Annotated in this window: 28 protein-coding genes; 8 read left to right on the top strand and 20 right to left on the bottom strand. The window is 48.8% G+C overall.

Annotated elements, in window-relative coordinates; all coding sequences use genetic code 11:
* Positions 1-184: 184 nt before the first annotated feature.
* Positions 185-1,132, top strand: coding sequence for an ABC transporter permease (locus ACYQ2N_RS02675; RefSeq protein ID WP_459997384.1), 948 nt, complete (start codon positions 185-187; stop codon positions 1,130-1,132).
* Positions 1,129-1,926, top strand: coding sequence for an ABC transporter ATP-binding protein (locus ACYQ2N_RS02680; protein WP_459997385.1), 798 nt, complete (start codon positions 1,129-1,131; stop codon positions 1,924-1,926). Before ACYQ2N_RS02675 ends, ACYQ2N_RS02680 begins: the two co-directional genes overlap by 4 nt.
* On the opposite strand, the gene ACYQ2N_RS02685 is transcribed toward ACYQ2N_RS02680, so the two are convergent.
* The 5 genes from ACYQ2N_RS02685 to fadR all read right to left on the bottom strand — a co-directional run bounded on the left by ACYQ2N_RS02685 (position 1,923) and on the right by fadR (position 9,995).
* Positions 1,923-3,611 (bottom strand): long-chain-fatty-acid--CoA ligase, encoded by a 1,689-nt coding sequence (locus tag ACYQ2N_RS02685; protein WP_459997386.1) that lies wholly within the window; start codon positions 3,609-3,611, stop codon positions 1,923-1,925. The two genes, ACYQ2N_RS02680 and ACYQ2N_RS02685, sit on opposite strands and share 4 nt — an antisense overlap.
* A gap of 226 nt (positions 3,612-3,837) precedes the next feature.
* A complete protein-coding gene (locus ACYQ2N_RS02690) occupies positions 3,838-5,610 on the bottom strand; it encodes an acyl-CoA dehydrogenase family protein (RefSeq protein ID WP_459997387.1) in 1,773 nt (590 codons plus the stop codon).
* A 253-nt stretch (positions 5,611-5,863) separates the two neighbouring features.
* Positions 5,864-7,021: a thiolase family protein gene (locus ACYQ2N_RS02695; protein ID WP_459997388.1), complete on the bottom strand. Its 1,158-nt coding sequence runs from the start codon at positions 7,019-7,021 to the stop codon at positions 5,864-5,866.
* A gap of 26 nt (positions 7,022-7,047) precedes the next feature.
* Positions 7,048-9,396 (bottom strand): 3-hydroxyacyl-CoA dehydrogenase/enoyl-CoA hydratase family protein, encoded by a 2,349-nt coding sequence (locus ACYQ2N_RS02700; protein ID WP_459997389.1) that lies wholly within the window; start codon positions 9,394-9,396, stop codon positions 7,048-7,050.
* A 20-nt stretch (positions 9,397-9,416) separates the two neighbouring features.
* The gene (gene fadR, locus ACYQ2N_RS02705; RefSeq protein ID WP_459997753.1) at positions 9,417-9,995 is read right to left on the bottom strand and encodes a fatty acid metabolism transcriptional regulator FadR; all 579 of its coding nucleotides are present in this window, start codon (positions 9,993-9,995) and stop codon (positions 9,417-9,419) included.
* Between the two features lie 287 nt (positions 9,996-10,282).
* Between fadR and ACYQ2N_RS02710 the strand changes: the two genes are divergently transcribed.
* Positions 10,283-11,575 (top strand): FMN-binding glutamate synthase family protein, encoded by a 1,293-nt coding sequence (locus ACYQ2N_RS02710; protein ID WP_459997390.1) that lies wholly within the window; start codon positions 10,283-10,285, stop codon positions 11,573-11,575.
* Positions 11,576-11,601: 26 nt separating this feature from the next.
* Here ACYQ2N_RS02710 and ACYQ2N_RS02715 read toward each other — a convergent pair whose 3' ends face one another.
* Positions 11,602-12,060 carry a pyridoxamine 5'-phosphate oxidase family protein gene (locus ACYQ2N_RS02715; RefSeq protein ID WP_459997391.1) on the bottom strand — a complete coding sequence of 153 codons (459 nt, stop codon included), beginning with the start codon at positions 12,058-12,060 and terminating at the stop codon, positions 11,602-11,604.
* A gap of 339 nt (positions 12,061-12,399) precedes the next feature.
* Here ACYQ2N_RS02715 and ACYQ2N_RS02720 point away from each other — a divergent pair, with 339 nt between their 5' ends.
* The 3 genes from ACYQ2N_RS02720 to ACYQ2N_RS02730 are packed head-to-tail and all read left to right on the top strand — an operon-like array spanning position 12,400 to position 13,699.
* Positions 12,400-13,104 carry a hypothetical protein gene (locus tag ACYQ2N_RS02720; protein WP_459997754.1) on the top strand — a complete coding sequence of 235 codons (705 nt, stop codon included), beginning with the start codon at positions 12,400-12,402 and terminating at the stop codon, positions 13,102-13,104.
* A gap of 53 nt (positions 13,105-13,157) precedes the next feature.
* The gene (locus ACYQ2N_RS02725; RefSeq protein WP_459997392.1) at positions 13,158-13,523 is read left to right on the top strand and encodes a M15 family metallopeptidase domain-containing protein; all 366 of its coding nucleotides are present in this window, start codon (positions 13,158-13,160) and stop codon (positions 13,521-13,523) included.
* A 38-nt stretch (positions 13,524-13,561) separates the two neighbouring features.
* Entirely contained in the window at positions 13,562-13,699 is a 138-nt protein-coding gene (locus ACYQ2N_RS02730) for a M15 family metallopeptidase domain-containing protein (RefSeq protein WP_459997393.1), read from the top strand.
* A gap of 314 nt (positions 13,700-14,013) precedes the next feature.
* On the opposite strand, the gene ACYQ2N_RS02735 is transcribed toward ACYQ2N_RS02730, so the two are convergent.
* The 9 genes from ACYQ2N_RS02735 to ACYQ2N_RS02775 all read right to left on the bottom strand — a co-directional run bounded on the left by ACYQ2N_RS02735 (position 14,014) and on the right by ACYQ2N_RS02775 (position 21,294).
* The gene (locus tag ACYQ2N_RS02735) at positions 14,014-15,315 is read right to left on the bottom strand and encodes a uracil-xanthine permease family protein (protein WP_459997394.1); all 1,302 of its coding nucleotides are present in this window, start codon (positions 15,313-15,315) and stop codon (positions 14,014-14,016) included.
* A gap of 55 nt (positions 15,316-15,370) precedes the next feature.
* Positions 15,371-15,916, bottom strand: a complete 546-nt coding sequence (locus tag ACYQ2N_RS02740) for a gamma carbonic anhydrase family protein (RefSeq protein WP_459997395.1) — start codon at positions 15,914-15,916, stop codon at positions 15,371-15,373.
* A gap of 178 nt (positions 15,917-16,094) precedes the next feature.
* Complete coding sequence (locus tag ACYQ2N_RS02745; RefSeq protein WP_459997396.1) at positions 16,095-16,757, bottom strand: hypothetical protein; 663 nt, start codon at positions 16,755-16,757, stop codon at positions 16,095-16,097.
* A gap of 16 nt (positions 16,758-16,773) precedes the next feature.
* A complete protein-coding gene (gene floA, locus ACYQ2N_RS02750) occupies positions 16,774-17,772 on the bottom strand; it encodes a flotillin-like protein FloA (protein WP_459997397.1) in 999 nt (332 codons plus the stop codon).
* A 108-nt stretch (positions 17,773-17,880) separates the two neighbouring features.
* On the bottom strand, positions 17,881-18,354 hold the full coding sequence (locus ACYQ2N_RS02755; RefSeq protein ID WP_459997398.1) for an NfeD family protein: 474 nt from the start codon (positions 18,352-18,354) through the stop codon (positions 17,881-17,883).
* Positions 18,355-18,369: 15 nt separating this feature from the next.
* A complete protein-coding gene (locus tag ACYQ2N_RS02760) occupies positions 18,370-18,939 on the bottom strand; it encodes a DUF1836 domain-containing protein (protein ID WP_459997399.1) in 570 nt (189 codons plus the stop codon).
* A gap of 197 nt (positions 18,940-19,136) precedes the next feature.
* On the bottom strand, positions 19,137-19,658 hold the full coding sequence (locus tag ACYQ2N_RS02765; protein WP_459997400.1) for a PadR family transcriptional regulator: 522 nt from the start codon (positions 19,656-19,658) through the stop codon (positions 19,137-19,139).
* A 209-nt stretch (positions 19,659-19,867) separates the two neighbouring features.
* Positions 19,868-20,923 carry a polysaccharide deacetylase family protein gene (locus ACYQ2N_RS02770; protein ID WP_459997401.1) on the bottom strand — a complete coding sequence of 352 codons (1,056 nt, stop codon included), beginning with the start codon at positions 20,921-20,923 and terminating at the stop codon, positions 19,868-19,870.
* A gap of 158 nt (positions 20,924-21,081) precedes the next feature.
* Positions 21,082-21,294 (bottom strand): beta-propeller domain-containing protein, encoded by a 213-nt coding sequence (locus ACYQ2N_RS02775; RefSeq protein WP_459997402.1) that lies wholly within the window; start codon positions 21,292-21,294, stop codon positions 21,082-21,084.
* 147 nt (positions 21,295-21,441) lie between these two features.
* Between ACYQ2N_RS02775 and ACYQ2N_RS02780 the strand changes: the two genes are divergently transcribed.
* Complete coding sequence (locus tag ACYQ2N_RS02780; RefSeq protein ID WP_459997403.1) at positions 21,442-21,756, top strand: YmaF family protein; 315 nt, start codon at positions 21,442-21,444, stop codon at positions 21,754-21,756.
* A 46-nt stretch (positions 21,757-21,802) separates the two neighbouring features.
* Here ACYQ2N_RS02780 and ACYQ2N_RS02785 read toward each other — a convergent pair whose 3' ends face one another.
* The 3 genes from ACYQ2N_RS02785 to ACYQ2N_RS02795 form a co-directional block, all read right to left on the bottom strand.
* Complete coding sequence (locus tag ACYQ2N_RS02785) at positions 21,803-22,723, bottom strand: TIGR01777 family oxidoreductase (RefSeq protein WP_459997404.1); 921 nt, start codon at positions 22,721-22,723, stop codon at positions 21,803-21,805.
* Between the two features lie 219 nt (positions 22,724-22,942).
* Positions 22,943-23,317 (bottom strand): hypothetical protein, encoded by a 375-nt coding sequence (locus ACYQ2N_RS02790; RefSeq protein WP_459997405.1) that lies wholly within the window; start codon positions 23,315-23,317, stop codon positions 22,943-22,945.
* Positions 23,310-23,435 carry a hypothetical protein gene (locus ACYQ2N_RS02795; protein ID WP_488199452.1) on the bottom strand — a complete coding sequence of 42 codons (126 nt, stop codon included), beginning with the start codon at positions 23,433-23,435 and terminating at the stop codon, positions 23,310-23,312. The genes ACYQ2N_RS02790 and ACYQ2N_RS02795 overlap by 8 nt, the downstream gene beginning before the upstream one ends.
* Before the next feature lie 206 nt (positions 23,436-23,641).
* Between ACYQ2N_RS02795 and ACYQ2N_RS02800 the strand changes: the two genes are divergently transcribed.
* Positions 23,642-24,175 carry a hypothetical protein gene (locus tag ACYQ2N_RS02800; RefSeq protein ID WP_459997406.1) on the top strand — a complete coding sequence of 178 codons (534 nt, stop codon included), beginning with the start codon at positions 23,642-23,644 and terminating at the stop codon, positions 24,173-24,175.
* Between the two features lie 447 nt (positions 24,176-24,622).
* Here ACYQ2N_RS02800 and ACYQ2N_RS02805 read toward each other — a convergent pair whose 3' ends face one another.
* Complete coding sequence (locus tag ACYQ2N_RS02805) at positions 24,623-25,177, bottom strand: manganese catalase family protein (protein WP_459997407.1); 555 nt, start codon at positions 25,175-25,177, stop codon at positions 24,623-24,625.
* A 141-nt stretch (positions 25,178-25,318) separates the two neighbouring features.
* Entirely contained in the window at positions 25,319-26,581 is a 1,263-nt protein-coding gene (purD, locus tag ACYQ2N_RS02810; RefSeq protein WP_459997408.1) for a phosphoribosylamine--glycine ligase, read from the bottom strand.
* Positions 26,582-26,600 lie beyond the last annotated feature (19 nt).

A 26,600-nucleotide genomic window follows, 5' to 3' on the forward strand; every position in this document is an offset into this window, starting at 1 on the left:
GCTTAACCCTGCAGCGCGCATTACTATTTCCAGAGCCGCCATCATTCCCTTCATATTAACTTTAAGCTGGCAAAATTAAGCGCAATCGGATAAAATACTACAGTAACATGCACTCGTGTCTTACCTTGGATTGAACCATCAACGTCAGCTTACAGATACACACCAAAGCTAAAGGAAGGCAACTATGGAGAACATTATTACCAGTGGTTTACAACAGGGATTCATCTACGGCTTTATGGCTCTGGGGGTTTTATTGACTTTCCGGATCTTGGGCTTTCCCGATCTGACTGTCGAAGGCAGCTTCCCTTTAGGGGCTGCGATCACAGCTAAGGCGATCGTCGTGGGAATCGACCCCCTTCTAGCCGTCTTACTCGGAGCTTTGGCAGGTGGTATGGCCGGTGCTGCCACCGGCCTCATGCATACCAGAATGAAGGTCAATAATATCCTGGCCGGAATCCTCACCACCAGTGCTATTTATACGGTAATGCTGCGCACAATGGGACGTCCTAACATTCCCCTGCTCACGAATGAGAATTTTTTTGACCGGGTTCTGAGTCTTTTTACCCTTACGGAAGGTTCTCTTACCCTGACCCAGTACAAGCTTGCAACAATTTCTCTCTTATTTGTCCTGGTGCTAGCAGCCAGGCTCTTACTTGGCTGGTTCCTGAAAACGGATCTTGGCCTCGCTGTACGGGCAACAGGCGATAATGAAAAAATGATTCGTTCTTTAGGTGTAAACACAGATAACACCAAGGTTTTAACTTTAATCATCTCAAACTTCTTGGTCGCTCTTTCCGGTGCTTTAGCCAGCCAAAATCAGGGCTTTGCGGATGTCGGCATGGGCATCGGGGTACTTGTAGCTTCAATCGCTTCCGTGATTGTGGGGGAAATACTGTTTGGGAGCCGGGGCTTAAACATGCTCCTGACCGGAGCTGTTCTCGGTTCGGTTATTTACCGGGCGCTCTTGGCTTTGGGTCTAAGATTAAACCTTCCGGCCGAGGACTTCAAAATGGTCACAGCCATCCTCGTCCTGCTCGCTCTTTTCCTCCCTAATCTTAAAATGAAATCGCAAAAACCGCTCTCGCTATCAAAAATGACCGAGAACCGGGAAAGAGAGGCGGGCCAAGAGTGATTAAACTTACGCAGGTATACAAAGTGTTCTTTCCCCATACCTCAAATGAAGTTCTGGCTTTAAATAACATTAACCTGGAGTTTTACCCGGGCGACTTTGTAACGATCATCGGGAGCAACGGGGCCGGAAAGTCAACCTTTCTTAAAGTTCTTGCGGGAATCGAATTGCCTGATGCGGGCAAGATTGAATTAGCGGGCAAAGACGTCACCGCTTATCCCGAATATCTACGCGCTAAAGATATCGGCCGCATCGATCAAGACCCTATGGCCAGCACCGCGTCGGAAATGACAATCGAAGAAAACTTAGCGATGGCCTTGAAGCGAGGCCAGCCCAGACGCTTAGGCCGGGCCATCACTGCTAATAAAGAAAAGCTGTTCAAGGAAGTATTGGCTGGGGTCGGCTTAGGCTTGGAGAACCGGCTAAAGGTACCGGTCAAGACATTATCCGGCGGCCAGCGCCAGGCTTTGGCTCTGGTCATGGCTACAATTGCCGAACCGGAATTGCTGCTCCTTGACGAACACACGGCAGCCTTGGACCCGAAAACTGCCAAACTAATCATGGATCTCACCGGAAAGATCGTAGCTTCCAAAAACTTAACCACTCTGATGATTACGCACAATATGGAACAGGCTCTAAAATTTGGCAATCGGTTAATCATGATGCACCGCGGGCAAATCATCCTCGACCTCGATCAAGCCGAAAAATCAAAACTCACCGTTCCGGAACTGGTTGAGCGCTTCAGTAGCGCCAGCGGCACGGCTTTTGATGATGATCGGGTGCTTCTGACAACCTAATCCTTTTCTTCTTCCCTTAACTGCCGTTTAAGCACTTTGCCCACAATCGTCTTCGGCAGTTCCTCCCGAAATTCTAGCTGGCGCGGAACTTTGTAAGCGGCCAGCTTGCTCCGGCAGTACTTGGTGATTTCCTCCACACTTGCCACTTCACCCGGCCTCATCACTAAGTAGGCTTTGACAGTTTCCCCGCGGTAAGCGTCCGGCACTCCGATCACCGCCGCTTCCAGAACAGCAGGGTGCTGGTAGAGGACTTCTTCGATCTCCCGCGGGTAAATATTAAACCCGCCTGCGATGATCAGGTCTTTTTTACGGTCCACAATCCTGAAATATCCGTCCTCATCCATACTCGCCATATCCCCGGTCATGATCCAACCGTCATGCAGGACTGCGGCGGTAGCCTCCGGCCGTTGCCAGTACCCTGCCATAACTTGTGGTCCCTTAACCTCCATCTCCCCGATCTCACCCATTGGAACTTCCTCAAGGGTCACAGGATCAACAATTCGGCACTCAGTATCCGGGAACGGAAGCCCAATGGTTCCTGCCTTGCGCATACCGGCCAAGGGATTGGAATGCGTAACCGGAGAAGCTTCCGTTAAGCCGTATCCTTCCACCAGCTTACCATCAGTAAGACGTTCGAATTTTTCCTGTACTTCAACCGGGAGCGGGGCTGAGCCGCTAATACAGGAACGGATGGAGGATATTCGATACTTGCTTACTTCCGGATAGGTATTGATCGCCACATACATCGTGGGCGTACCCGGGAAAAAGGTAGGCTGATATTTGTTGATGGCTTTAAGGGCTTGTTTTACTTCAAACTTAGGAAGAATTACCAGTTCGGCCCCGATAGCTACCGCCAGATTCATGGCTACCGTCATGCCGTACACATGAAAGAACGGGAGCACCCCAAGCATCTTTTCCTTCCCGGGCTGGGCATCGAGCATCCATTCCTTAACTTGTAAAACATTGGCTAGCAGGTTGCGGTGGGTAAGGATTGCCCCTTTGGCAACCCCGGTGGTTCCTCCGGTGTACTGGAGCAGGGCTATGTCTGAGGTTTTGACATCGGCCATAGGAGTTGGACCCCCGGTCAAGGCCATCAGCTCGGACCAAAAATGTACTCCCTGCACCCGCTCTATTTGTACAACTTTCCCTTCCTTTTTCATCTTCAACGGGTATAGCCATTTAAGCGGAAACGGCATATATTCCTGAAGCTTGGTCATAATAATATGCTTAAGACGGGTGCGGTCTTGAACAGCTTTTACTCTGGGGTAGAGAAGGTCAAAGGCAACAATCGCTTCAGCTCCGGAATCGACGAGCTGAAACTCCAGTTCTCTCTCCACATAAAGCGGATTGGTGGCCACCACTACCGCGCCGAGACGCAAAACTCCATAAAAAGCAATGACAGCCTGGGGGCAGTTTGGCAGCATAATTGCCACCCTGTCCCCTTTCTCTATCCCTAAGTCGGCTAAAACCCGGGCAAAGCGGTTGACTTCTGTTAAGAGTTCAAGATACGTCAGTTTGGCTCCGAAAAAGTTAGTTGCAGGTCGCTCGCCATAATCGTGCGCCGCTTTTTCTAAAAGACGGGCAAGGGAAATATCCGGGTACTCCAAGTGCGGCGGTACTTGGGGTGGATAAAGCTGTAGCCACGGCTTTTGGGAATATGGAGATGCCAGGTTGCGCTCTGTCATAAAATTACCTCCTCCGCATCTACTCCTAAAACGGGTAACAAACCTCTCGCTTCATATCCTTAGCCACCGCTTCCACCAAGTCTTTTCATTATTAGCTTTTCTAAAAGTTATACAAGACCGGGAATTCTAACTGAATTTGTGTTCCTATACCATATGCACTTGTTTCAATCTTGTAGACATGGACACAAACAGAATGCGCGGAATCAAGAAACTTTTCCGTCATGACCTAACTAAGCGGGTATTTCCCTTTCTCTATCACCATCCCGGCAATCTCCCGCCGCAGGCCGATCATATCCACTGCCGGACGGCGGGAAAGTTTGCGCACTGCAGCCAGCACCGTTCGTAACGAATCCCCTTTCTCAACCGCGCACACAACCTCTTTGGAGTGCTGTTCGAGCAGATTAAAAGCACTGAAAGCACCAAGGGTCGCTGCCTTTTCCGCAAAAAGTTTATGTTCGGCGCTCACATCGAGCGACTGCACCTTCTGCGCCCGTAAGACTGCACTTTCCATGGCATAGACCTGCAGGACTATTTCCGCCAGTCCCATCAAGACGTACTGGTCATCCTTGAGCGCAGCTCCCACATTTTGCGCTGCCAGCCCGGACGCGAGCAAAGCCAGCTTCTTCCCCTTCTGCACCAACTGCCCGAGAGCGCCTAATCCCTCTTCCTCTGAGGCCAAAGACACAGCCATCAAGTCTTTCTGTACATTCTTGGCTGCCGCCAGCAGGGGCAGCTCCCCTGTCATTGCCCGCTTAAGCAACGTCCCGGGAACTAAGAGACGGTTAATTTCATTTGTTCCTTCAAACAGCCTGTTGATCCGGGAATCACGGTACATGTGCTCAATCGGGTATTCCTGGATAAACCCGTACCCACCGTGGATTTGCACCCCTTCGTCCACCACAAAATCCAGAACCTCAGAAGCTAATACTTTGTTCAAGGAACACTCTATGGCGTACTCCTCAAGAGCCTTCCCGGCCTCCTTGCGGCAATCGCCCGTTAAATCTATCCCCTCCAGAGCCTTCTCCATCAACCCGGCAGTGCGGTAGACAGCGGTCTCCGCCACATAGGTTTGCACCGCCATGTCCGCGAGTTTGGCCTGGATCGCCCCGAAAGCCGTGAGTGCAACCCCGAACTGCTTGCGTTCGGACGCGTACTTGACGCTTGTTTCCAAGGCGATCTGGCTGCTCCCGATAGCAGAGGCGGCCAGCTTAAAGCGCCCTATATTTAAGATGTTGAACGCGACTACATGCCCTCGTCCGAGTTCCCCAACCACATTTTCTACCGGGACTTGCACATCCTCTAAAATCAGTTGGCGGGTTGATGAACCTTTAATCCCCATTTTCTTTTCTTCCGGGCCCAAGGACACACCCGGGAGCTCCCGTTCCACAATGAACGTGCTCAGCTTGCCCTCTACTTTGGCATAGACAATATAGATGTCGGCGAACCCGGCATTGGTGATAAACTGTTTGGTGCCATTAAGCATATAATGCGTCCCTTCCGGGTTTAAGACGGCTGTAGTCTTGGCGCTCAGGGCATCAGAGCCTGAGCCGGGCTCGGTTAAGCAGTAAGCGGCAATTTTCTCCCCGGAAGCGAGTCCTGGGAGGTATTTCTCCTTCTGCTGTGGCGTGCCAAAATATACGATGGGCAAGGTTCCAATCCCGGTATGGGCGGCAAAAGAAACCGCGAACGAACCGCCGCGGGGAATCTCTTCTCCCACGACCACCGTTGAGTGCTTATCAAGGCTTAAACCGCCGAACTCCTCCGGCACTTCCAGCCCCAAAAGCCCCAGTTCCCCGGCCTGACGCAAAAGCCCTTTCACCAAGCCCTCCTCTTGAGCCTCGATCCGTTCAAATTTGGGGGCAACTTCTTTTTCCATAAACTGATGGGCCATGCGTTTTAGCTGTTGGTGGTCCTCTGTCAGTTCTTCAGGCACAAACACGTTCTCCGGAACCACCTCCGCCACCAAAAATCCACCACCGCGCAATTCTAATTCAGACATACTATCCCCTTCCTTCCTTAATTTCTGTTGCAGTTGTCTTAATATTTGGACTTCTCGTCCTAGAAATTTTAATTGAAAGCGCCTGTTAAGGTAAAAAGCTCGTTACTACTCAGGAGTCAGGAGTCAGAATAATTTTTGGGTGCAAATCAAGGGTTTAAAACCCTAAAAGAATGCAAGAAATCCCTACTGAATTCTGAGTACTGAATTCTGAATACCTGAATAGTAACAAAAGCTCGGTCTGAAGGAAATCGGACTAAAGAAGCTCATATATCCCGGCAGCTCCCATGCCTCCGCCAATGCACATGCTAACCATCCCGTACTTGGCCCCCCTGCGCTTCATTTCATGCACAAGGGTGGCACTAAGTTTGGCCCCGGTGCACCCCAGCGGATGCCCGAGAGCGATGGCCCCCCCGTTGGGATTTACTCTGGACGGGTCCAGCCCTAATACATTAATCACGGCCAACGCCTGAGCGGCAAAGGCTTCGTTGAGTTCGATCAAATCAATTTGGTCAAGGGTTAACCCCGTTTGTTTTAATACTTTCGGAATTGCTTTAACCGGCCCTATGCCCATCAGCTCCGGTTCGACTCCGGCGGCGGCAAACCCTCGCCATACCGCTAAAGGTTTTAGTTCCAGTTCTTTCACTTTCTTTTCCGACATAAGTAAGGTAGCCGCAGCTCCGTCACTGGTCTGAGAGGAGTTACCGGCAGTAACCGTGCCTCCATTGCGAAACACCGGCTTTAAAAGCGCAAGGGTTTCCATCGTTGTGTCAGGGCGAATCCCTTCATCCGCGCTCAACCATTTCTGATTCTTTTCTCCCCAGGCTGGCAGGGGAATAGGAACAATCTCTTCTGTGAAGCGCCCCTCTGCTTGTGCGGTATAAGCCTTGCTGTGGCTCTGGACGGCAAAGCTATCCTGTTCTTCCCTGCTGATGCCGTATTTCGCAGCGACATTCTCAGCCGTGATACCCATCGACATATAAACCTGGGGAGCGTTTACCATCATGTACGGATTCGGTGCGGGCTTGTGGCCCCCAATTGGTACCATGGACATATTTTCCGCACCCCCGGCCAGCATAACGTCCGCTTCTCCCAGGCGGATGCGGTCAGCCGCGAGCGAAATCGCCTGCAGTCCGGAAGAACAAAAACGGTTAACCGTCATGCCCGGAACATCAATCGGAAGCCCTGCCCGCAAAGCCATGACCCGTCCCATATTCATACCCTGCTCCGCTTCCGGAAACGAACAGCCGATAATGCAATCATCGATGTCTTCTGATTTAAGCGCCGAAACCTGCCGCAATATATCCTTGATCACATAGGCTCCTAGGTCATCTGGCCGCACTTGGGCCAAGGAACCTTTAACCGCTTTGCCAATGGCGGTGCGTCTGGCTTCAATAATAAATGCCTCTTGCATTCTTTTCCCCCCTCAAATCGATCCATCTAGTTCCGAAGCGGCTTGTTCTTGCTGAGCATATGACGTATCCGATCCTGAGTCTTGGGTTCACCCAACAGGCTTAGGAAGGCTTCCCGTTCCAAATCCAAATAATACTGTTCATCGGCCCAGGACCCAGGACGACGCTCCCCGCCGGTCATCACGTAAGCGAGTTTCTTCGCCAGGTGCAGATCATATTCGGAAATATAGTGGCCTTCTCTCATCGTGTAAAGACCAAGTTCCATAGTTGCCCGCACTCCCGCTCCTGCAACCTGCACCTTGGCAGGCAGATTTGGCCGGAAGCTGCGGCTTAAGTCAATAACCCTGGCCTTAGCATCAAGCAGGAGATGATCTGTGTTCATGCTAAAGCGGTCATGATCCCGCAAAAACCCAAGCTTGCGGGCTTGCTCGGCACTGGTTGAAACTTGAGCCAGCGCCACAACTTCAAAGCGTCTGGCGAAGAAATAATCCGGTGCCGCCTGAACCCCGGGCAGGATTCCTTCCAGAGCCCGCAAGGCCATTTCCTTTGTGCCCCCACCGGCCGGAATCAGGCCCACGCCCAATTCCACCAGTCCCATGTAAGTCTCGGCCGCCGCCTGAATCGCATGGGAATGGAGACAGACTTCCGTGCCTCCGCCCAAAGTCATCGCAAACGGAGCGGCCACCACCGGCTTGTTGGCGTATTTCAACGCCATCATGCCCCGCTGGAATTCCCGCACCATCAGGTCAAGTTCATCCCAGTTTTCGTCCTCGGCCTCGAATAAGATGAGCATGAGGTTCGCACCCACGCAGAAGTTTTTCCCCTGATTCCCGATGACTAGCCCAAGGTAATTTTGCTCGACTTCCGCCAGGGACTTATGGATCATATTTAAGATATCTCCACCGAGGGCATTGTTGGGAGAATGGAATTCCAGGCAGGCCACCCCATCCCCCATATCAATCAAGCTGGCTCCTGCATTTTTCATAAGCACACGGCCCGATTTATGAGCCCGTTTAAGCGAAAAGGCGAATGGATTCGAAACGGTTCCGTCCTGTCCTTCCTTATAAAAACTTCCGCCCTGGGCCAAAACTTCCTGAACTATAGGAGGCAATTGTCCCCCTTCTGCCACAATCCTGGCCGCAGTCTCTTTGACGCCAAGGGCATCCCACAGCTCAAACGGCCCCAGATCCCAGTTAAAGCCCCAACGCATTGCTTTATCAACAGCCACGACATCGTCCGCTATCTCCGGAATACTTTGGGCGGCGTAGAGCAGGACCTGTTTTAAGACATTCCAGCTAAACTGCCCTCCCGCATCCTTGCCGCTCACCAAGGTACGGATCTTTTCCGCCAGGCTGCCCGCAGCTTTGGCCTGTTCCAGGGCAGGGAACTTTACAGCCTGAACCGGTGCGTAGGTCAGTGTATTCGGGTTAAGAACTTCAATTACAGTCCCTGCTCCCGCCTTGGTTTTTTTATAAAATCCCTGTTTCGTCTTATCCCCCAGCCAGCCGTTTGTCAGCATCTGACGCACAAAAGCCGGCAGGCTGAACAGATCTTTTTCCGCCGGCACCCCTTCCGCGACATTATTAGCGACATGGACAAAGGTATCCAATCCGACCATGTCAACCGTACGGAAAGAGGCGCTTTTCGGGCGGCCCATTACCGGACCGGTCAGGGCGTCAACTTCGTCCACTCTTAGCCCTAGCCTAAGCATTTCCTGGAGGGTTACAACCAGTCCGTACACACCGATGCGATTGGCGATAAAGTTCGGCGTGTCTTTGGCCAGCACCACCCCTTTGCCTAGAACCCGCTCCCCAAACTCCCTCATAAAATGTACAATGTCCGGGGCAGTATTAGGTCCGGGAATTAGCTCAAGCAGTTGCATGTAGCGCGGGGGATTAAAAAAATGCGTTCCCAGGAAATAACGTGTGAAACTCTCAGGCAGCCCTTCAGCCATGGACTTCAGGGAAATGCCGGAAGTATTGGAGCTGACAATCGTGCCTGGACGCACGATAGAGGCTACCTTGTGCAAGAGTTCCCTTTTAATGTCCACACGCTCGACTACGACCTCGATCACCCAGTTCACTTCCTGTAAGCGGCTAAGGTCATCAGCGAAATTCCCGACTTCGATCCGCTCTGCAAGCTCGGGCACAAACAGGGGGGCCGGATTCATCTTCATAAGTTTGGCCTTGTTCGTCTCTGCCAGGCGGTTGCGTACTCTCTTGTCTTCCAGAGTCAGGCCCTTGGCCTTTTCTTCCGGGGTTAGTTCCGGTGGCACAATATCCAGTAAAAGACTGGGAATCCCGGCGTTGGCCAAGTGGGCGGCAATTGTGCTGCCCATCACCCCCGAACCAAGAACTGCAGCTTTATGTACCTGCATAGCTTTCACTCCTCTCTTAACTACTTCAGGCGCAAAGCGCCTTCAAACAAGAAAAGCATCGCATCGGTGCTGCTGCTTAAGCTGCGGGGAGTACGGGCCATAACCCAATCCGACACAGCCTCGTCCAGAGCACCGAAAATAAGCTGACGGGCAGCCCTGGTATCGAGCACAGGCACTTCCCCGCTCTCTATCCCCAGAGTTACCACCTCCTCGATTAACTTAAAATATTCCTTAAGCGGTCCGGTTATGGCTGAACGAATATCAGGGTCAGACTGACGCAGTTCCACCTGGGTTACAATGGCCAGGGACCGGTTTTGCTCCATGTAAGAAAAATGAGTCTTAATAATCGCTTTTAAGCGCTCCCTGGTGCTCTGGCAATCCTTAATCTGCGTCCGGATGTCGTTAATAAAATCTCCCATGCGCTCCTGAAACAGCTTGATTAAGATATCCTGCTTACTCTTGAAATACAGATAGATCGTACCGTCAGCTACCCCTGCCAAGCGCGCAATCTTGGACACCTGACACTGGTAGTAGCTTGAGACGGCAAACGCTTCAATCGCCGCGTCCAAAATCTGCTGATATTTTTCTTCCCGGGCCATTATTTTTTCTTCCTTTGCTGCCACTGTTTTTGCCTCCCATGTACAATTAAATAAACTCTACATAACGCATAATGATTGCTCTGAAAATATTTTTCAAATCTAACATAATGCTAATAAACTGAATGAATGCTCATTCATTTGATTTTAGTATATCATATGCTATTATCAAAATAAATAGACAATTCTAATATATTTTCGGCAATTAAAAAACAAAAGCCAACGCAATATTCTCGAAATAAATGTACACACTAAGAATTAGTGCAAATACAACTAAGGAGGGAACTTCTGTGCTCGGTGAAGGACTATTGAAAGATCTTATGGGGGCATTCCTGGAAAGGATGCGTGAAGTTGAAAGCGTCAAAGGACCGTATGTGGTGCACGGCTTCTCCATGCTCAAAATCGGAGCGATCGGGGAAAGGGCCAAACACGGCCTGCCGGTGATGGAACCGTATGGCTCCTCGCGCAAGCTTCCCACTTTTGAGGATTTGTTTTTCCTGCCGGCGATGATTGCCACCCTGCCCGTCGACCCTAAGCAAGTCAATACCCAAGTGGTGATCGGGAAAAATACCAATAGGCCGCTCAAATTATCGACACCCATCATGCCCAGCGCTATGGCCTACGGCCTCTCAATCACCAGAGAAGCAAAAATTGCCTGGGCTAAAGGCGCAGCTCTGCAGGATACTGCATGCAACTCGGGCGATGCAGGGTTTTACCCGGAAGAACGGGAACATGCCAAATATTACATCGTCCAGTTCAACCGCGCCCGCTATGGGAATTCAGACGAGCAGCTTAAACAGGCTGACGCCATTGAAATCCGCTTTGGGCAAAGTGCCATGGGAGCATTAGCTGAAACAGTTGACGGTGCCGACATGACCGAAGAACTGGCGCTCCAGCTTGGGGTACAGCCTGGACAGAGCGCATCCCGCCCCCTCCTGCACCCGGAATTCAATGAAGGAAAAACTCTCAAAGATATCGTTGTGAAGGTGCGCACCATTAATCCGGATGTTCCGGTGGGTGTAAAAATAGCGGCCGGCCATATCGAGGCCGACCTAGACAAAATTATTGAAGCGGAGTGCGATTTTGTTACAATTGACGGAGCCGGCGGCGGAACTGCGGATTCCCCGGAAGTAACCCTAAACAACCTCGGCGTGCCCTTAGTTTACGCAATCCCACGTGCCGACAGCCACTTGCGCGCCCGGGGAGTTCGGGACAAAATAAGCCTCATTGCCACCGGAGGCCTGAGAGACGCGGGGGACTTCCTGAAAGTCATGGCTCTGGGCGCTGATGCTCTCTACAGCGGAGAAGCAGCCCTCGTGGCAATGGTCTACTCACAACTGCATAAAGCCCCGCCCGGGACCAGCCCTGCCGAGCTCTACCTTTCTTGGGGGAAACACGGCAATATGCTTGATATCAAAGAGAGTGCTCAAGCACTGTCTAACTTCATTAAAGCCTCCACTTCGGAAATGGCTCTTTTGACCGGGGCCATCGGGAAGAATGATATCAAACAAGTGACTAAAGACGACCTGACCGCACTTAAAGAAGAAATTAGTCAAGGTACAGGCGTGAAACTTGCGTATTAACAGCTAAGTAATCTTTAATCTTATAACTAGATCTTCGACTTTTTCCCTGTCATGCTCTCGATCTTGAGCTTAAATACCGCCAGTCCCTGTACAGCTTCGTCAGACAACTCATACCCATCCTGAGTGTAATGAGCGATCACATGTGCCAATGCCTTCCTTTTGGCTGCTGAATCCTTAATGAAACTTACTTCCCCGAATCCGACCACACTTTGATACTTCATACTCCAATTACAGGGATTATCTCCCTTCACTTCTTCTACATCAAGATCAATTTCGAAACAGGCCGCAGGATTATCACGCATGATCGTAAGCTTTTCACCCTCCGGTGCGGAATGAAAATAGAGCGTTTTTTCCGCATAGCCGAAGCTCAGCGGCACAATATACGGCCTGTTGCCGCGGCTTAAGCCCAGGCGGCACACCTTGGCCCTCCTGATAATTTCCTCGATTCCTTGCAGTTCTGTGATTTCTTTGTCCTTCCGTCTCACTTAAATTCCCCTTTCGATCATCTAATTTTCTCTTACTACCCTTGTAACGTCCGTCCTGCGTTAATTTGTCTAGTATAGTTCTCACTTCACGAGCGGTACCCTTGGCGGTTCCGCTCTTCTTCATTTGGGGGAAATCCGCCTAAAGCTCGCTGAGTTAAGTGCAGTCTTAAATCAAACCCATTGAGACAACTTAGCTGCCTATTATTGTCAGGTCTAAAAAGGGATAGATCTTTTCCAGGCTCACACACTAAATAAGCTTACTTAAAAAAATAACTGAATTACTAACAAGTAATTTCCTTAGGAAAGGGGAGAAACCGCGCCGTAATGCGCGGGAGCAGCATGAACTCTTTCGAACGCAAACTCCGCACTCGCTTAGTCTCCCACCCGCAAATGTGGCATGCCTTTCTCGCTAACCCGACCACTGAAACTGTACGCACAGTGATTAGCTGTCATCTTTTTGACTCACCCAGATCAAATTTAGCAACCATTATTAACACCCTCTTGCCCCTCTGGGAAAATGAAGCCTGTGAAGGCAATGAAAGCCTGGCTGAGCTTATTCATTACCTGGAAGAATTCAAGCTTAGCGCTATACCCCAGGAAGAAGATCCTCTGCGTCCGAACCTCCTACGTCTCCGAATCTTAGCCTCAACTCCGGGAATCTTCCCGTTTTCTCCTACATATATTCAGGAAAATCTCGTCCGCTTTTTGGAGTCTTCCGACTGCCTGGCAGACCTTCCTGAGTTTCAGGCCATCGCCTTCAGCCGCCAGGAAATCGAGCCTCTGTCCTCCGACTTATCCGTCTACCACCTCTCTCCGCACAGCCGCCGCTTCGTGCAGAACCTTTATTATGCAGAACGATGCGAAGCTGTCCTCTCAATTTTAGCATATATTGCCAAGAACTATCCCCTGCTCGGGACTTGCCGTCAAGCCTATGCCTTGATGCTCTCCCTAGACAAGCCTGAGATTTGGAGCCATCATCCCTTTTCTCTGCGTTTAATCGCCAACCGCTATTGGGAATACCGCCTACAGGAAGACGGCTATTAATAGCAAATTAAAGAAAACCGACTTAGAATTTTTCGCCAAAGGAGGAGACTGCCTTGTTGCGTATGATCCGCAAGTATACTTCGGAAGGCGGGCAGAACAAAAAAGGATGTTTCCTTTGGTTTACCTTTCTGACACTAAATATACTTCTTGGTGAACCTCATGCTACCATGGCTTCCTCTGATAGTCCTGCTAACAGTTCCGGATTTTATGTTCATACTAAGAGCGATTTTGTTAATATCGATTTCTTGCCTGTAGATCTAGACATTAAATATGCGACCGCAAGCAACTTTACCGGTATATCCCTCTATCCCAGCGCTGCAGCTTATTTGCGCCAGGGTACCGCCGACAAGCTTAAAGCGGTATGCGATGAAATTGCTAAGGACGGTTATCATCTTAAAATTTGGGATGATGCGCGGTAGACCTAACACTCGTTGACAGCCATAACCGAGAACTAGAAATGCCCAGCGGTTTTGACGAATTTACCGCCCAGGCAGACCGCAACTATCAAGATGTAAGTGCAATATCAAAAGAAAATGCTGAATACTTGGAACAAGTCATGACTAAGCATCGCGCGCTTAACGCTCAAGGGGCTTAAAACAGCAATCCTATAGAAAAATATAAGGGCAAGTATATCGTTTACAGCCTTGGCAACTTTAGCTTTGGCGGCAACCCCCGCCCTTGGTACCGCGATACGTTTATTTACCGGCAGACGTTTGTGTTTAAGGACGGCGCTTTAATACAGACCTTAGCCCCGGAAGTTATTCCTTGTTCAGTTTCCTCTCTCCCTGATCGCAATGACTATCGACCGACAATACTTACTGAAAGTGAGGCTGAACGCGTTCTGCATGCCCTCAACTAGTTCTCTGATATCGCCCAGCCAACGACCCAAAAATCTACTCCCCTTGTTCACTACTTTCCCTTGTTCTCTCTATAGATAACATGTTCCATGAAAAAAACGGCCAATACCCCAATGACAAAGCCGTTGCCCAAAACCGGCCTTAAGGCAGGAGGAAAGGTGTCAACCACTTGGGCAGGAAGGAACGAAACAAAAATGCTTAAAATGAAAGGGAGTCCCATCACCAGCCCGCCTTCATATTGGTAACCTTTTTCTGAACCGAAAGCGACCTGTAATCCAGCGGCGATTTGCGAGGACATGATATAAATTAAGGAGCTTGCGATCACCACCGGGGGTATGCTCCCTAAGAAAGATATGGCAGCAGGCCAGAAAGATAAAGCGATTAACCCCAAGCCGGTAGGTAGCAAGGTAAACCTTGAGGCAACACGCGTTGATGCTATTATTCCTGGGCTAAATGAAAAATTTACCTGCCCAATCACTCCCAAAAATCCGGAAAGGACATTCAGGATGCCTGTGAAAAACATTCCCCTTGTGACCCTGCTTTCAAGACTTCCAGGTTTAATAAACTCGCTGACAGCCCGAATTGAGCCGAGGTCATTGATCGAAAGGGCCAAAAAGCAAATCAGAAATGCTGCTAAAACCCCCGGGTCCAAAACAAATTTAAAACCTATACCGTGTAAGAAGTCCGTGCTTAGCTTCCAAACGTCTACTGGTTGAAAATTAGTCAGGACAACAGACGAAAAGAGCAAAAGATAAAAAACACTTCCCAGAGCGATCGCCCATACGATTAAGGTCGATTTCCAGATTCCCTGCACATATCTCCCGGCAATAAACATCAACAACACAAAAACCAGAGTAAAGCTATAGTTCAGGGCAGGGTTTCCGGGAGTAGCAGTGATTTGATTGATGATCGTCGGGGTAATGGTAAAAGCGATTAGCACCAGGATTGTGGCCACGACCCGGGGACTAAACAGCGTCTGCAGGTAGCCGAACAAGCCGCTGATACTCAAGAGTGCGAGCACGCCCCCGCCGATTACGATTGATGAGTAAACTGCGTTGATATCACTGCCAAGGCTGGCGACTATTCCGACAAGCAGTACCGTAGCCGGCCCCAAGATAAGAGGCAGGCGGTGTCCCCATACCACCTGGGCGATCAGGGAAAGCCCTGTCACCAAGAATAACCTTTGAACATACATTAATTGCTCCGCCGGATCTGGATACTGTAAATCTGCGACAACCCGCCCAAGAATAAGAATAATTGGGACGACAACCGCCAGCCATTGCAGCCCATAGAGAATCAGTTCGATTATGGGTGGTCTGTCTTCTAAACCATACTTTAGTTCGATATTGCTCATATTCACACCCTAGCTAAGTCTGAACTCTTACAAAACTTACAAAATCCTGCACAAGCTAAGATTCGCAAACTTCCTCCAGTTTAACCTCCCTGATCCCTTTCAAACAGCGCGCGGGCAATGCCTGATAATGGGCTGTCCCTTCATCAAAGGCACATCTCATGTCATCGGAAATATTCCCGATGATTTTAGCCGGCACCCCTACGGCGAGCTTGAATGCAGGGATCTCCGTCTTCTCCGTGACTAAAGCCCCGGCCCCGATGCAGCATCCGTTCCCGATTGTGACATCATCCATGACGATCGCGCCCATCCCGATCAGCACATGCTCCCCCAGGTTGGGCGTATGTAAAATCGCCCCATGCCCGATGTGACTGCGCGGTCCCATCGTACCTGAGCGTCCGGGATAAACGTGGATGATACAGTTTTCCTGGACATTTGAACCGGGCCCGATCGCGATGCTGCCCCAGTCTCCCCTAATCCTGGCCCCGGCTGCAATATAGCAGCCCTCTCCGATCCTGACATCCCCAATAATCGTGGCTTCAGGGTGAACATAAGTACCTTTGCCGATAGAGGGACGCTTACCCTCGAACTCATAAATAGCCATAATACCAGCCCCTTCGTCTATCTACTCTCAGATTAAAAACTAAAACTATATTGACATCTTCGACAAAAACGCAGAAGTACCTTCTAGTCAATTGGTTACACGGAAAAGAAAGCCACAAACAAAAAACCTCCTGAATCATTAAATAATTCGCGGAGGTTTCTTCAGATTATATTCCAGACTATCCTCTTGGCCCGCGATACGGCTTCATGGCCCGCGGTCTTCCTAAGATTTCCGACCAGATTACACCGCGAACCAAGTCTTGCCTACTTAATTCGTTATTCCAAACTCTTGTTGCAACACCTGAGGAGGCTGAGCGCCCTTTCGCGCTTGATCCTCTCTGCGGGCGTACCGATCCCACTGTTTCAGGTGCGCCTTCCGTGCCTGCAATTCCTACACTGCCTGATATTCCTTCTGTGCCCATTGTCCCTTCCGTACCTGCTGTTCCTTCGATGCCGGTGCTTCCTTCCACCCAAAATTCATCACTCATACCGGCAGAGCGGCCTTCATCCCCCCACTCTCCTTCATATCCCTGCGCTTGGGCGAGTTCAATGTCTTTGTAGGGGTCGAGATTTTGTCCAGAGGCTGTGGAATAGCGGGTATCTTTTTCTTGTCGGGCTGTGGGGAAGGATTGCTGGGTTTCCTTGTACTCGGGTGGCTGAGTTTGCGGGAATCGGATTTCCCGGGGAAAGTGATTCTCAGGTGGAAACTGCTTCTCCCGCGGAAGCTGGACTTCCCACGGAAAATTCGATCGGCGTTGGGTTCGGTATCCTCCTTTACTGTTAACGCTAGCTATGATGCTGTAAATTGTAAATGCTATTATTATGAAGCTTAATACTTCCATACTTTACCTTCCCCCCTTATTTTAGGGGTGCCTGGTCAGTGGGAGCCTCGCTTTTGCCGGAGCGCGCAATGGTATCCCTCATTTGCGTGTCAGCCAGGATATTCTGCATGTTGTAATAATCCATGACTCCGAGCTTGCCGTCGCGCAGAGCCTGGGCCATAGCTCTTGGGACTTCCGCTTCCGCTTCTACCACTTTGGCGCGCATTTCCTGGACTGAGGCTTTCATCTCTTGCTCCTTCGCCACTGCCATAGCCCGCCTTTCCTCAGCTTTAGCTTGGGCAATCCTCTTATCCGCTTCGGCCTGATCGGTCTGGAGCTGTGCCCCGATGTTCTTGCCGACATCAACGTCTGCAATATCGATGGAAAGAATCTCGAAGGCTGTGCCTGAGTCAAGCCCCTTAGCTAAAACTGTGCGCGAAACCATATCCGGGTTTTCCAAAACTGCTTTATGCGAGTCACTGCTCCCGATACTGGTGACAATGCCCTCTCCTACCCGGGCGATAATTGTTTCTTCCCCGGCACCTCCGACCAAGCGGTCGATATTGGCGCGCACCGTAACCCTGGCCTTAACTCTCAGTTCGATCCCGTTGGCAGCCACAGCGGAAACGATCGGAGTCTCAATGACTTTAGGGTTAACAGACATCTGAACTGCCTGCAACACATCCCGCCCAGCCAAATCAATGGCAGCCGCACGCTCGAACTGCAGCGGAATTCCCGCTCTCTCCGCCGCGATCAAGGCGTTTACAACCCTATCCACATTTCCGCCTGCCAGGTAATGCGCTTCAAGCTGTGAAGGGGTGATATTCAGTCCTGCTTTGTGCGCTTTAATCAACGGGTTTACGATACGGGACGGGGTGACACGCCTTAGTCTCATTCCGACCAAAGTAAAGATCCCGACATTCACTCCGGCAGCCAAAGCAGAAATCCAAAGTCCGACCGGAATGAAAGTAAGCAATAAAGTTAGAACGATAAAACCTAATACAAAAAGGACAAGCGTCACAATTAATGTTTCCATCAGCAGCCCGTAAGAACGGGCTTCACCTCCCTATTTTTAGCTTTTCTCACCTTGAAAAGAGTTCTTTCTCCAGGAATGAACCCTTATTTGCCTAGAGATGCCCAACCTTTAATCTTCCCTTACAATAACTCTCACTCCTTCCACCGCAATCACTTTAATTTTAACTCCGCTTTTGATATAACCCCCTTCCGTAACTACGTCCACTCTTTCTCCATCGAAATCAGCGGTTCCCGCCGGTCGCAGGTGAGTCAAAGCTACACCGTAACGCCCCATAAATCTGTCATAGCTTTGTTTGGGAGCAAGATATCCTTCTTGATTGGTTTGGCGGGTTGTCAACGAAAATCTTTCCCACAAACGTCTGCTGGTGGGAAAGCGAAAACTGAGTATGACTAAAACCGCTAACAACGCCAGCATGCCCAAGATATAGAGCAGACCCTCAACCAGAGAATTCGCGGTCAAAGCCACTCCCGTGATCAGAGCTACGATTCCGATGGCACCCAAGATACCGCCAGGCACGAATATTTCCAAGACAAGCAATACGATTCCGAGTACGAAAAAAAGCACTATAAAACCTGTGACCAAGATTTCCCCTCCTCTCTACTTCTCAAAATTTTGGAGCCAGCGCTCCGCTATTAACTTGTACAGGTTTGCCCGGGCTAAGAGATTTAGCAACAACAGAGTTTCAGCAACTTTGTCCTTATCTTCTTTATGCAGGTTTTCCCCTGCAAGGGTATCCTCCACCTCCTTCTCTAATTCAGTTAAAGACCTCTGCCAATCTACCGTGGTACGGTCAAAAATTTCCGCATAATATTGGTAAAGCTTGGTCGGATTAATCCGGTCATCAGAGTTGTCAACCAGGCTTTCATTGACATATCCCAACAAACGCGAGATATCCTCTAAAGGGAGAATATTGCGCAGATCATTAATTAGAAGAATATTCGCGACCTGTTCCCGGCTGTACTTCTTCTTAATCGGATTAGGCAGGTACTTGCGCCTTACCCAATTTTGAATATGCATACTGTTGAGATCGTTTTGGCTTACCCGTTTAGCCACCTCCACCACTTGCGCCAGCATCATCGAATCTAGCTCCAAATAAGGAAGTGCTTTTTGCTTAGGTTCCAGTGCATCCAGCAGTGCACGAATTTCAGCAAATTCTTTCGCGTCCATCTACAATCACCTTTTTCTAAAATAAATATGTAGGCTAAAAGCGCAATTGTCCTCACACGAACTTGATCTTTGAGCATATTATATGTTCATTATGACCATGTGTCAATAGTATTTTGACACTATTTTGATGTCATTAAAAACAAAAAAGCAAGTCCTTCCGAAGCTTCGAAAAGCGCTTGCTCTCGTGTAACCTCACATTATTCATGCTCGTCGATAAGTTCCCGCAAGAGTTTTTCTTCCGCCTCCCGCATTAACATCACGCTGCGCATGACAATTTGGGCCTTTTTAGACTTCTTTTCCTCACCGTAATAGTCCTTGCGCAATTTGTGCAAACTGTGGCTTACCTTTTCCAAACGCTCAATTAAACATTTCTTATACTCTTCAGCTTCTAAGATATCGCTTCCTTCAATAGCGACGTTGAGATCAAGGTAAAACCACTCCAATTTGACTAAGAGCTCTTTGACCGATATTTTCAGTTCTTCCCTCCCTATCGCAGTGGTGAAATAGCGCTTACGCTCAGGCGCTTTCCCTTCCCGCTCGACCTGAAACTCCACATACCCTTTACGGTGAAGCCGTTCCAACACCTGATAGATGGAAGCAATTCCGACTTTTACCCAGAGACGCATGTTGCGGGCTTCAATTTGTTTTTCGATTTCATAGGCATAGGACGGTTTTTCCTGAACCAAGCTCAAGACAATGAGTTCGACATTTGAGAGCATGTTATTCTTTGTACTCCTTATGTATCATAGTATTATAATCGATAGTATCATCATCCACTGAGAGAAGCAATATTATTATCGAAAGGTTCAATATTTTCTTAAGGCTTTTTTGAGCTTATTTCGGCTTATTTGAGATTATTTGAGCTTGTTTTGAGATTTCCTGTGATTCCATAGAATCTCTTGAGATATTCCTGATACTTTCTTGAGGTTTACTTCTCATTTTTAGCGTACTCCGGGTTTTCAATCCTGCGCGCGAATTCTTTCAGCCCCATATTGGCATAAAGATATACTCTACTCACGCGCAGGGGATTCATTTCCCTGGCAGCCCACCCTGCGTGAGTCGTGAACGCCATTATATATCCGGCTTCTTGCGCCGCTTTTATTACTGCTTCATTAAATTTTCCATAGGGATAAGCCAAAAACTTGACCTCTTGGCCCAAATCCGACTCAAGAACCTCTTTGGATTTCTGAAGTTCCCATTTAAGTTTTGCCTGATCAAGTTTGCTAAGCTCTGGATGGGTCATGGTATGGCTTTCTATCTCCCAACCGGCCTCAAGCAGTTCTTTCATTTCTTCCCGGGTAAGAAAATCCGACCCATCTTGACCTACAGTAACAAACACTGTCGCGGCAAATCTATATTTTCTGAGAATAGGCAAGGCATTGGTATAATTGTCTTTGTAGCCGTCATCGAAAGTGATAACGATCGGTTTGTCCGGCAAGGTACCGTTGCCATAAAAGAAATCATAAAGTTCGTTCAGGCTGACACTTTGAAACTGATTATCATAAAGATACTTCATCTGCTCCTCCAGCTGCTCCGGAGGCATACACAGTTGGTTCTTGGGAACTGTTTTCACGGCATGATAATACACAACCGGGATGGCGATGTTCTTTGGTGCGGTTCGCTCGGGAAGTCCTGCAGCCAGTTGAATTGTCGGATTATCTGTAATGGCCGCAGTAGGCAAAGCAGTCTCTAACACATCGTCTGTGGTTACCGTTTTTGACTCAGATGAACCGATTGTTACCGGAAGAAGCTTTGGTGAAGAAACAGATGTTTCTGAATTTAGTACTTCTCGGTCGTTTCTATCGCCGCTCCTCGATAGAATTTCAAAGCTTTTCAGGGAAGATGTCTGGTCAACTTTATTATGCCGAAGGGGCTCTTTTTCGGCAAAGCTTGCCAGAGGAGCGTCAGCCTTTAAGCTTCGGTAATCCGCTCCACTAAATAGAACAATGATCGAAATCATGATAACAGCGATTCTTTTGACCATACAGACTCCCCCGCGAGTTTGAAGATACCTGGCAAGAAAGGCGTGCATCAGTTCCCTCAGATACATTTTTCTCATATATTCGCCGTAGAGGTAAGGCTTTCCTTTTTTAAAACGAATTTGCCCCTTATGGACCAAGCTTCTTGGCTTGGTCGCCATTGTCACCCCTGATGAGGAATAACCAAAGAGCCCGTTTCCCTATAATCCGTTATAGTGTTGGCCTTAATCATGCCCTTTGACAAAGTATACAGAGTGTCCCCGATATAAAGAATCCGATCGACCCATTGCTTAGGCTTATCATACAAACTTCTCCCATGCATCTGTAGATTGGGCATGTGGGTGATCTTCGCTTTCAGCTGAAACCCGTTTGTCAAATCCACCACCTGTTGTGGGACAACATGGTCTGAACCTAATTACCGAAGAATAATACGTGATTTTTTTGAATAAGGATAATGTCCGGCACATGATTCGATGTCAAAGAATACCCTTAAGTCATATTATGCCTTAAGGAGGGAGTCAAATTGAGTAATCAAGGTTATCTCAGTCATAATCATGGCAGCGTCACTCATACATCATGTGAACAAAGCCATTCCCATCAATGTCTTGATATCACGGGGCCAGCCGTACCCACTCCGGATGGCAGCCATGTACATCATTCTGAGAGCTGGGTAATGTATGAACATGGGCATGCGCACTATTACAAAGCCGTGTCAGGACCGGCGTTGCCCCAAGCAAATGGTTATCATAGTCATGACTGGGACTTTTACACTTCTTATGACGCCGGTCACCGTCATCATGTTTCCGGGCCTGATATGCCTGCACCCGGGGTAAAATAGTTTAAGGATTACTCATGAGCATAAAGCAACAAGGGCTTCTCCAAATCTAATTCCCGGTCCTTACCAAAACATCTTCCAAGGCCAGCTTTAGGCCTGGAAACCTAAACTCAAAGCCTGCATTCAGGACTTTTTGCGGGATGGCGCGCTGGCCATGCAGGAGCATTTCGGACATTTGCCCCAACACTGCTTTTAACGCGAACTCCGGTACCGGCAGCCAGGACGGCCGCTCCAAAACTTCTCCCAATGTACTGCAAAAAGTCTTCATTGAAACCGGCTCCGGTGCCGTAGCATTTACCGGCCCGCTCAATTCTTGGTGCTCGATGATGTACTTTATCAGCCGTGTCAGATCTTTAATATGTATCCAGGAAAACCATTGTTTCCCCGAACCCAACGGCCCGCCCAAGTAAAGCTTAAACGGCAGCAGCATTTTGTTTAAGGCTCCTTCAGTGCCCAAGACTAAGCCCGTTCTTAGTGTTGCCACCCTGGTACCTGAGTTTCTAACCTTATAAGCTTCGTTTTCCCACGTTTGACAGACCTGGGCCAAGAAATCCTCTCCTGCTGTCGTATTTTCATTTATCTCCGCGTCCCCGCAAGGTCCGTAATAACCGACCGCGGAAGCATTGATCAACACTTGCGGCTGGAGCTGACCGTCATTTATGGCAGAGACAATTGCTTTGGTTATGTTGACTCGGCTGTCCAAAATCTCTTGCTTAACTGAACTCGTCCAGCGACGACTGCCAATTGACTCCCCCGCCAAGTTCACGATTATATCAGCATCTCTTAGCTCTTCGCTGGCTGCCAGCGGCTCAGGGTAGTGCCAACTAATCTTCTGTGCCTTATTATCGTCGTCTGCATCCGCTTTTCGTTCGTTTCTCGTTACAACGCAAACCTGGTATCCGTTTACTGCTAATTCCTGGGCAAAGTTTCTTCCAATAAAGCCCGACCCGCCAAAGATTGCAACCTTCAATCTCTTACTCCTCCTTTTCAAACACTCTACTTACCCAAAGCACATGTGATACTATCACACTCTGCTGCTTAGCAATGTCATACTTTAATAAGGTTGATTGTTTGGCCTCCCTAAAGAAAATTTCTTCTTATCCTTATTCCCACTCTCCACACCGCTTCCACAACTAGCACAGCATAAAGAAGAAATACGCAACTATCTGATGCTCATTGGAAAAAAATTCTAACGGCAAATATGTAATAACGAAAGACGATTCGTGGAGACAAGAACACCAATGGGATAGGCGTTGCTCACATATTGCTCGTACAAAATCGCTCTCTGTTTTGCACTTAAATTGTACGCACAGATATGAAAATTCCCGGCCGTGACATCGTGATTATCACGTATGAGCACCGTAACAAATGTATTGTTATCGATCCAGTCGCCGGTGAGAGAAAACATATTGTTGTCAGCAGTATGAATTGTTTCTTGCTGCCCCCACTCATCAACCACCTGATAACCCCCGCCTGCGAACACCACACAATGCTTAGAATCCGGAGCCAACGACCAGCCTAGCAGTCCGGGAAAACTGTCAAAAGTATATTTGTATTCATACACAGAAGCCTGCCGGTACCGGAAATCCCGCAGCGCTCATTTCTCCCAGGTTTGCCCCTTTGCCCCCTACCAAGGGTAAGCTGGTCTTATTGATTTGGCGAAAACTTAGTGTGTAGTCCATTTTTATCTCTCCCTTGTAGGCCTTGGCCAAACTACGCAAGAAATGCAAAACATAAGATCAAGGCTATTCCCAGATTTATCCTACAAAGAAATGCCCAAAGAATGCCATCTATCTCAAATATTGCTCAATTTTACCAGTGTAATCTTCTTCAATTCCGTATAACCTATAATTATCAAATCGAACCAGTCAAAAAAGGGGGAATTACTTTGAAAAAAATAAAGGATAGAGACACTTTATCGATTGTTTCAGGGCTTATTGGCCTAACTGGGATAATGCTCGTTGATGGAGTCTCTAGACGAGCAAGCATATCTAAAAGATCATACAGGGAAGCTGCCGCAGGGATCTTCGTCTCCAAGAGTGAAGCTAGGAATTTAGGAGGACAGACCCTTGGGGTAATCATGAACTCCGCTGTGAGCATTCTTGGGGCTAACTACATCATTAAGCGTATGTCACAAAACGGACGGGATAAACTTCTTTCTAAAGGGATTACATCGGGAATTATCTTTGGGGCAATAGCGACTGTAATCCCAAATCTTGCTCCTTGGAATAAGATGAAACCAAAAGATGCGGCGAGTAATCTGTCCTATATTTTTAGTAACATTGTATACGGTTTACTTACTACTTTCGCAGCAGCTAAATTAGGGCATGATTCACTTTTTGATGTCCCTCCCCAAAATGATTATTTGAAGCCGACTGAAAACACTAGTGAACAAAAGAAATTGACCCCAGCCGCACGCTGAGTTCACCAATAGACTCAATTCAGGACTCCTCCATGGTGCCTTCAAAATTTTCGCTGGTAAAACATCATAAATCTCTATTAGTTAGACGCAGTAATCTCTACAAAGTTAAACTAAAAACTTTCTCAACGATGATCAACGGTATTGAGATGGCGATACGTTGCTTCTAGATCACGCGTGATGGAAAGCACAGGCAAGTACTGGATCCCTGTCTCGGTCTGCCGAAAAAAGCAGGATCCATAACATTCTTACGGTCTGTAATTTGATGCTGTCTTCTGTGGCCACAGATATTTTCGAAAAAGTCAGGCATGAACATTAGAAAGCCCTACTGCAGTCTAAGCCCCTTGATGAAGATCTCCTCTCCAACCTTGTTCTGGGCAAGCTCCGAGAGATTTAGATTCTCCGTAGGCATGATAAAATCCTTTATCGTTTGAAAATTGACCCTTACCTCTACTCTAATACTTGTAAGCTCATTTTATACTCATAAATTAACTCTGGGAATTGCTCGGGGCCTCCCCCTTGTTTGAAACTTCTGTAGGCCTTCTGCATGAGTATATTATGAACTTCTTCCCTGCTGATTAAAAAGTTGAGCATGCGCTGCAAACCAGGATCATTCGTCAATTTTATGTGTTTTTGGTAAATAGTTTGCGAGCGAACTTCTGCTTCGATATCAGCCTGCAGCATCGCTATCGGGTCTGAACTCTGGTCAATGACTTTCAGTTCCCACGGCGAACCTTGAGCATCCAAATAGCCTACGGGCGGTCCCCCCAGCTTGTTGACACAGGCGGCGATAAGTTCCATATGGCTCAATTCCTCAGCGGCAATCAGACCGAGTAGTTCACGGAGATGGTGGTTTCTCATATTGGAACGGTGGTTTAAGTACTGAACGGCGGCGGAGAACTCAGAATCTTTCCCGGCATAATGCTCTAAAAGCACTTGCGCAAACACTGGGTCCGGCTCTTCAAAATTAATAGGAAAAATCAAACGTTTCCGGTATCCAAACATCGCTGTCCCTCCTTATGACAGTAAATCCTGCCTTCATTTTATGAAGGCAGGATTTAAGCGGTCACGATAAAGACAAAACCATTAAATTTTTCCATTAATATAAGCAGTCAGTCGCTGAAAACATCCGCTTGGAATGTGGAATCACTTGCCTAATCCTTTAACTCCAATATCCTTGCGGTAATGAGCCTTGGGAAAATCTATTTTCCCTACGATAGAGTATGCTTTTGCCCGCGCTTCGACTAGGTTAGAGCCACTGGCAGTTATTCCCAGTACACGCCCTCCCGAGCTAACAATGCTGCCGTCTTTGAGCGCTGTTCCGGCATGGAACACCGCCCCATCTTCTTCTACTTCAGCCGGAATGACAAGCGGGATGCCTTTTTCATAACTCTGGGGATAACCCGGGGCAGCCATTACCACACATACTGCCACGTCCTTAGCCCATTCCAGTTTTACATCCCCAAGCTTTCCTTCCGTGCAAGCCCATAGAACCGGAAGCAAATCAGACTGCATCCGCATCATGACCACCTGGGTTTCCGGGTCACCGAAACGCACGTTATATTCCAACACTTTGGGACCGCGCTCAGTGAGCATCAACCCTAAGAACAATACTCCGGTAAACGGTATTCCTCGCCGACGCATCTCATCCAAACTCGGATACAGGGTCTCCCGCTTTACCCGCTCCTCAATTTCAGGCGTCCATACCGGGGGCGGGCTGTAGGTTCCCATGCCGCCGGTGTTAAGCCCTTGATCACCGTCCAAAGCTCGCTTGTGGTCTTGCACCGGCACCATGGGCAGGGCGCTTGTCCCATCAGCAAAGCAAAGGAGGCTGACTTCCTGCCCTTCCAGGTATTCCTCGACTACGATCTTTTTCCCGGCATCCCCGAAAGCCCCGTCCATCATTTCATCCACAGCCTGCAAGGCGGTATCAAGATCCATCGCGACAATGACTCCTTTGCCTGCTGCCAGTCCGTCCGCTTTAATAACGCAGGGAGCGCCGATTTTGCGTACATAATCCTTGGCAAGTGTTGGGTCAGTAAAGACATCCCATTCAGCTGTGGGAATATTCGCCGCTTGCATAACGGTTTTGGCGAAGGCTTTGCTCCCTTCAAGCTGCGCTGCCGCTTGCGTGGGGCCGAATATGCGCAGTCCGGCCTCGCGAAAAGCATCGACGATTCCAAGACTCAAAGGCTCTTCAGGCCCTACTACGGTTAAATCTATATGATTTTCCTGGGCAAACCTGACCAAGCCAATGATATCATTCTGGGAAATCAGGACATTCCACTCGTTGGTACCGGCATTGCCCGGGGCTACATAAAGTTGCTCCAGCTCAGGGCTTTGGGCTAATTTCCAGGCCAGGGCGTGCTCCCGCCCTCCGCCGCCAACCACCAGAACTTTTTTTCCCATAAACTCACCCACTTCCACT

The organism is Paradesulfitobacterium aromaticivorans (assembly GCF_054657415.1).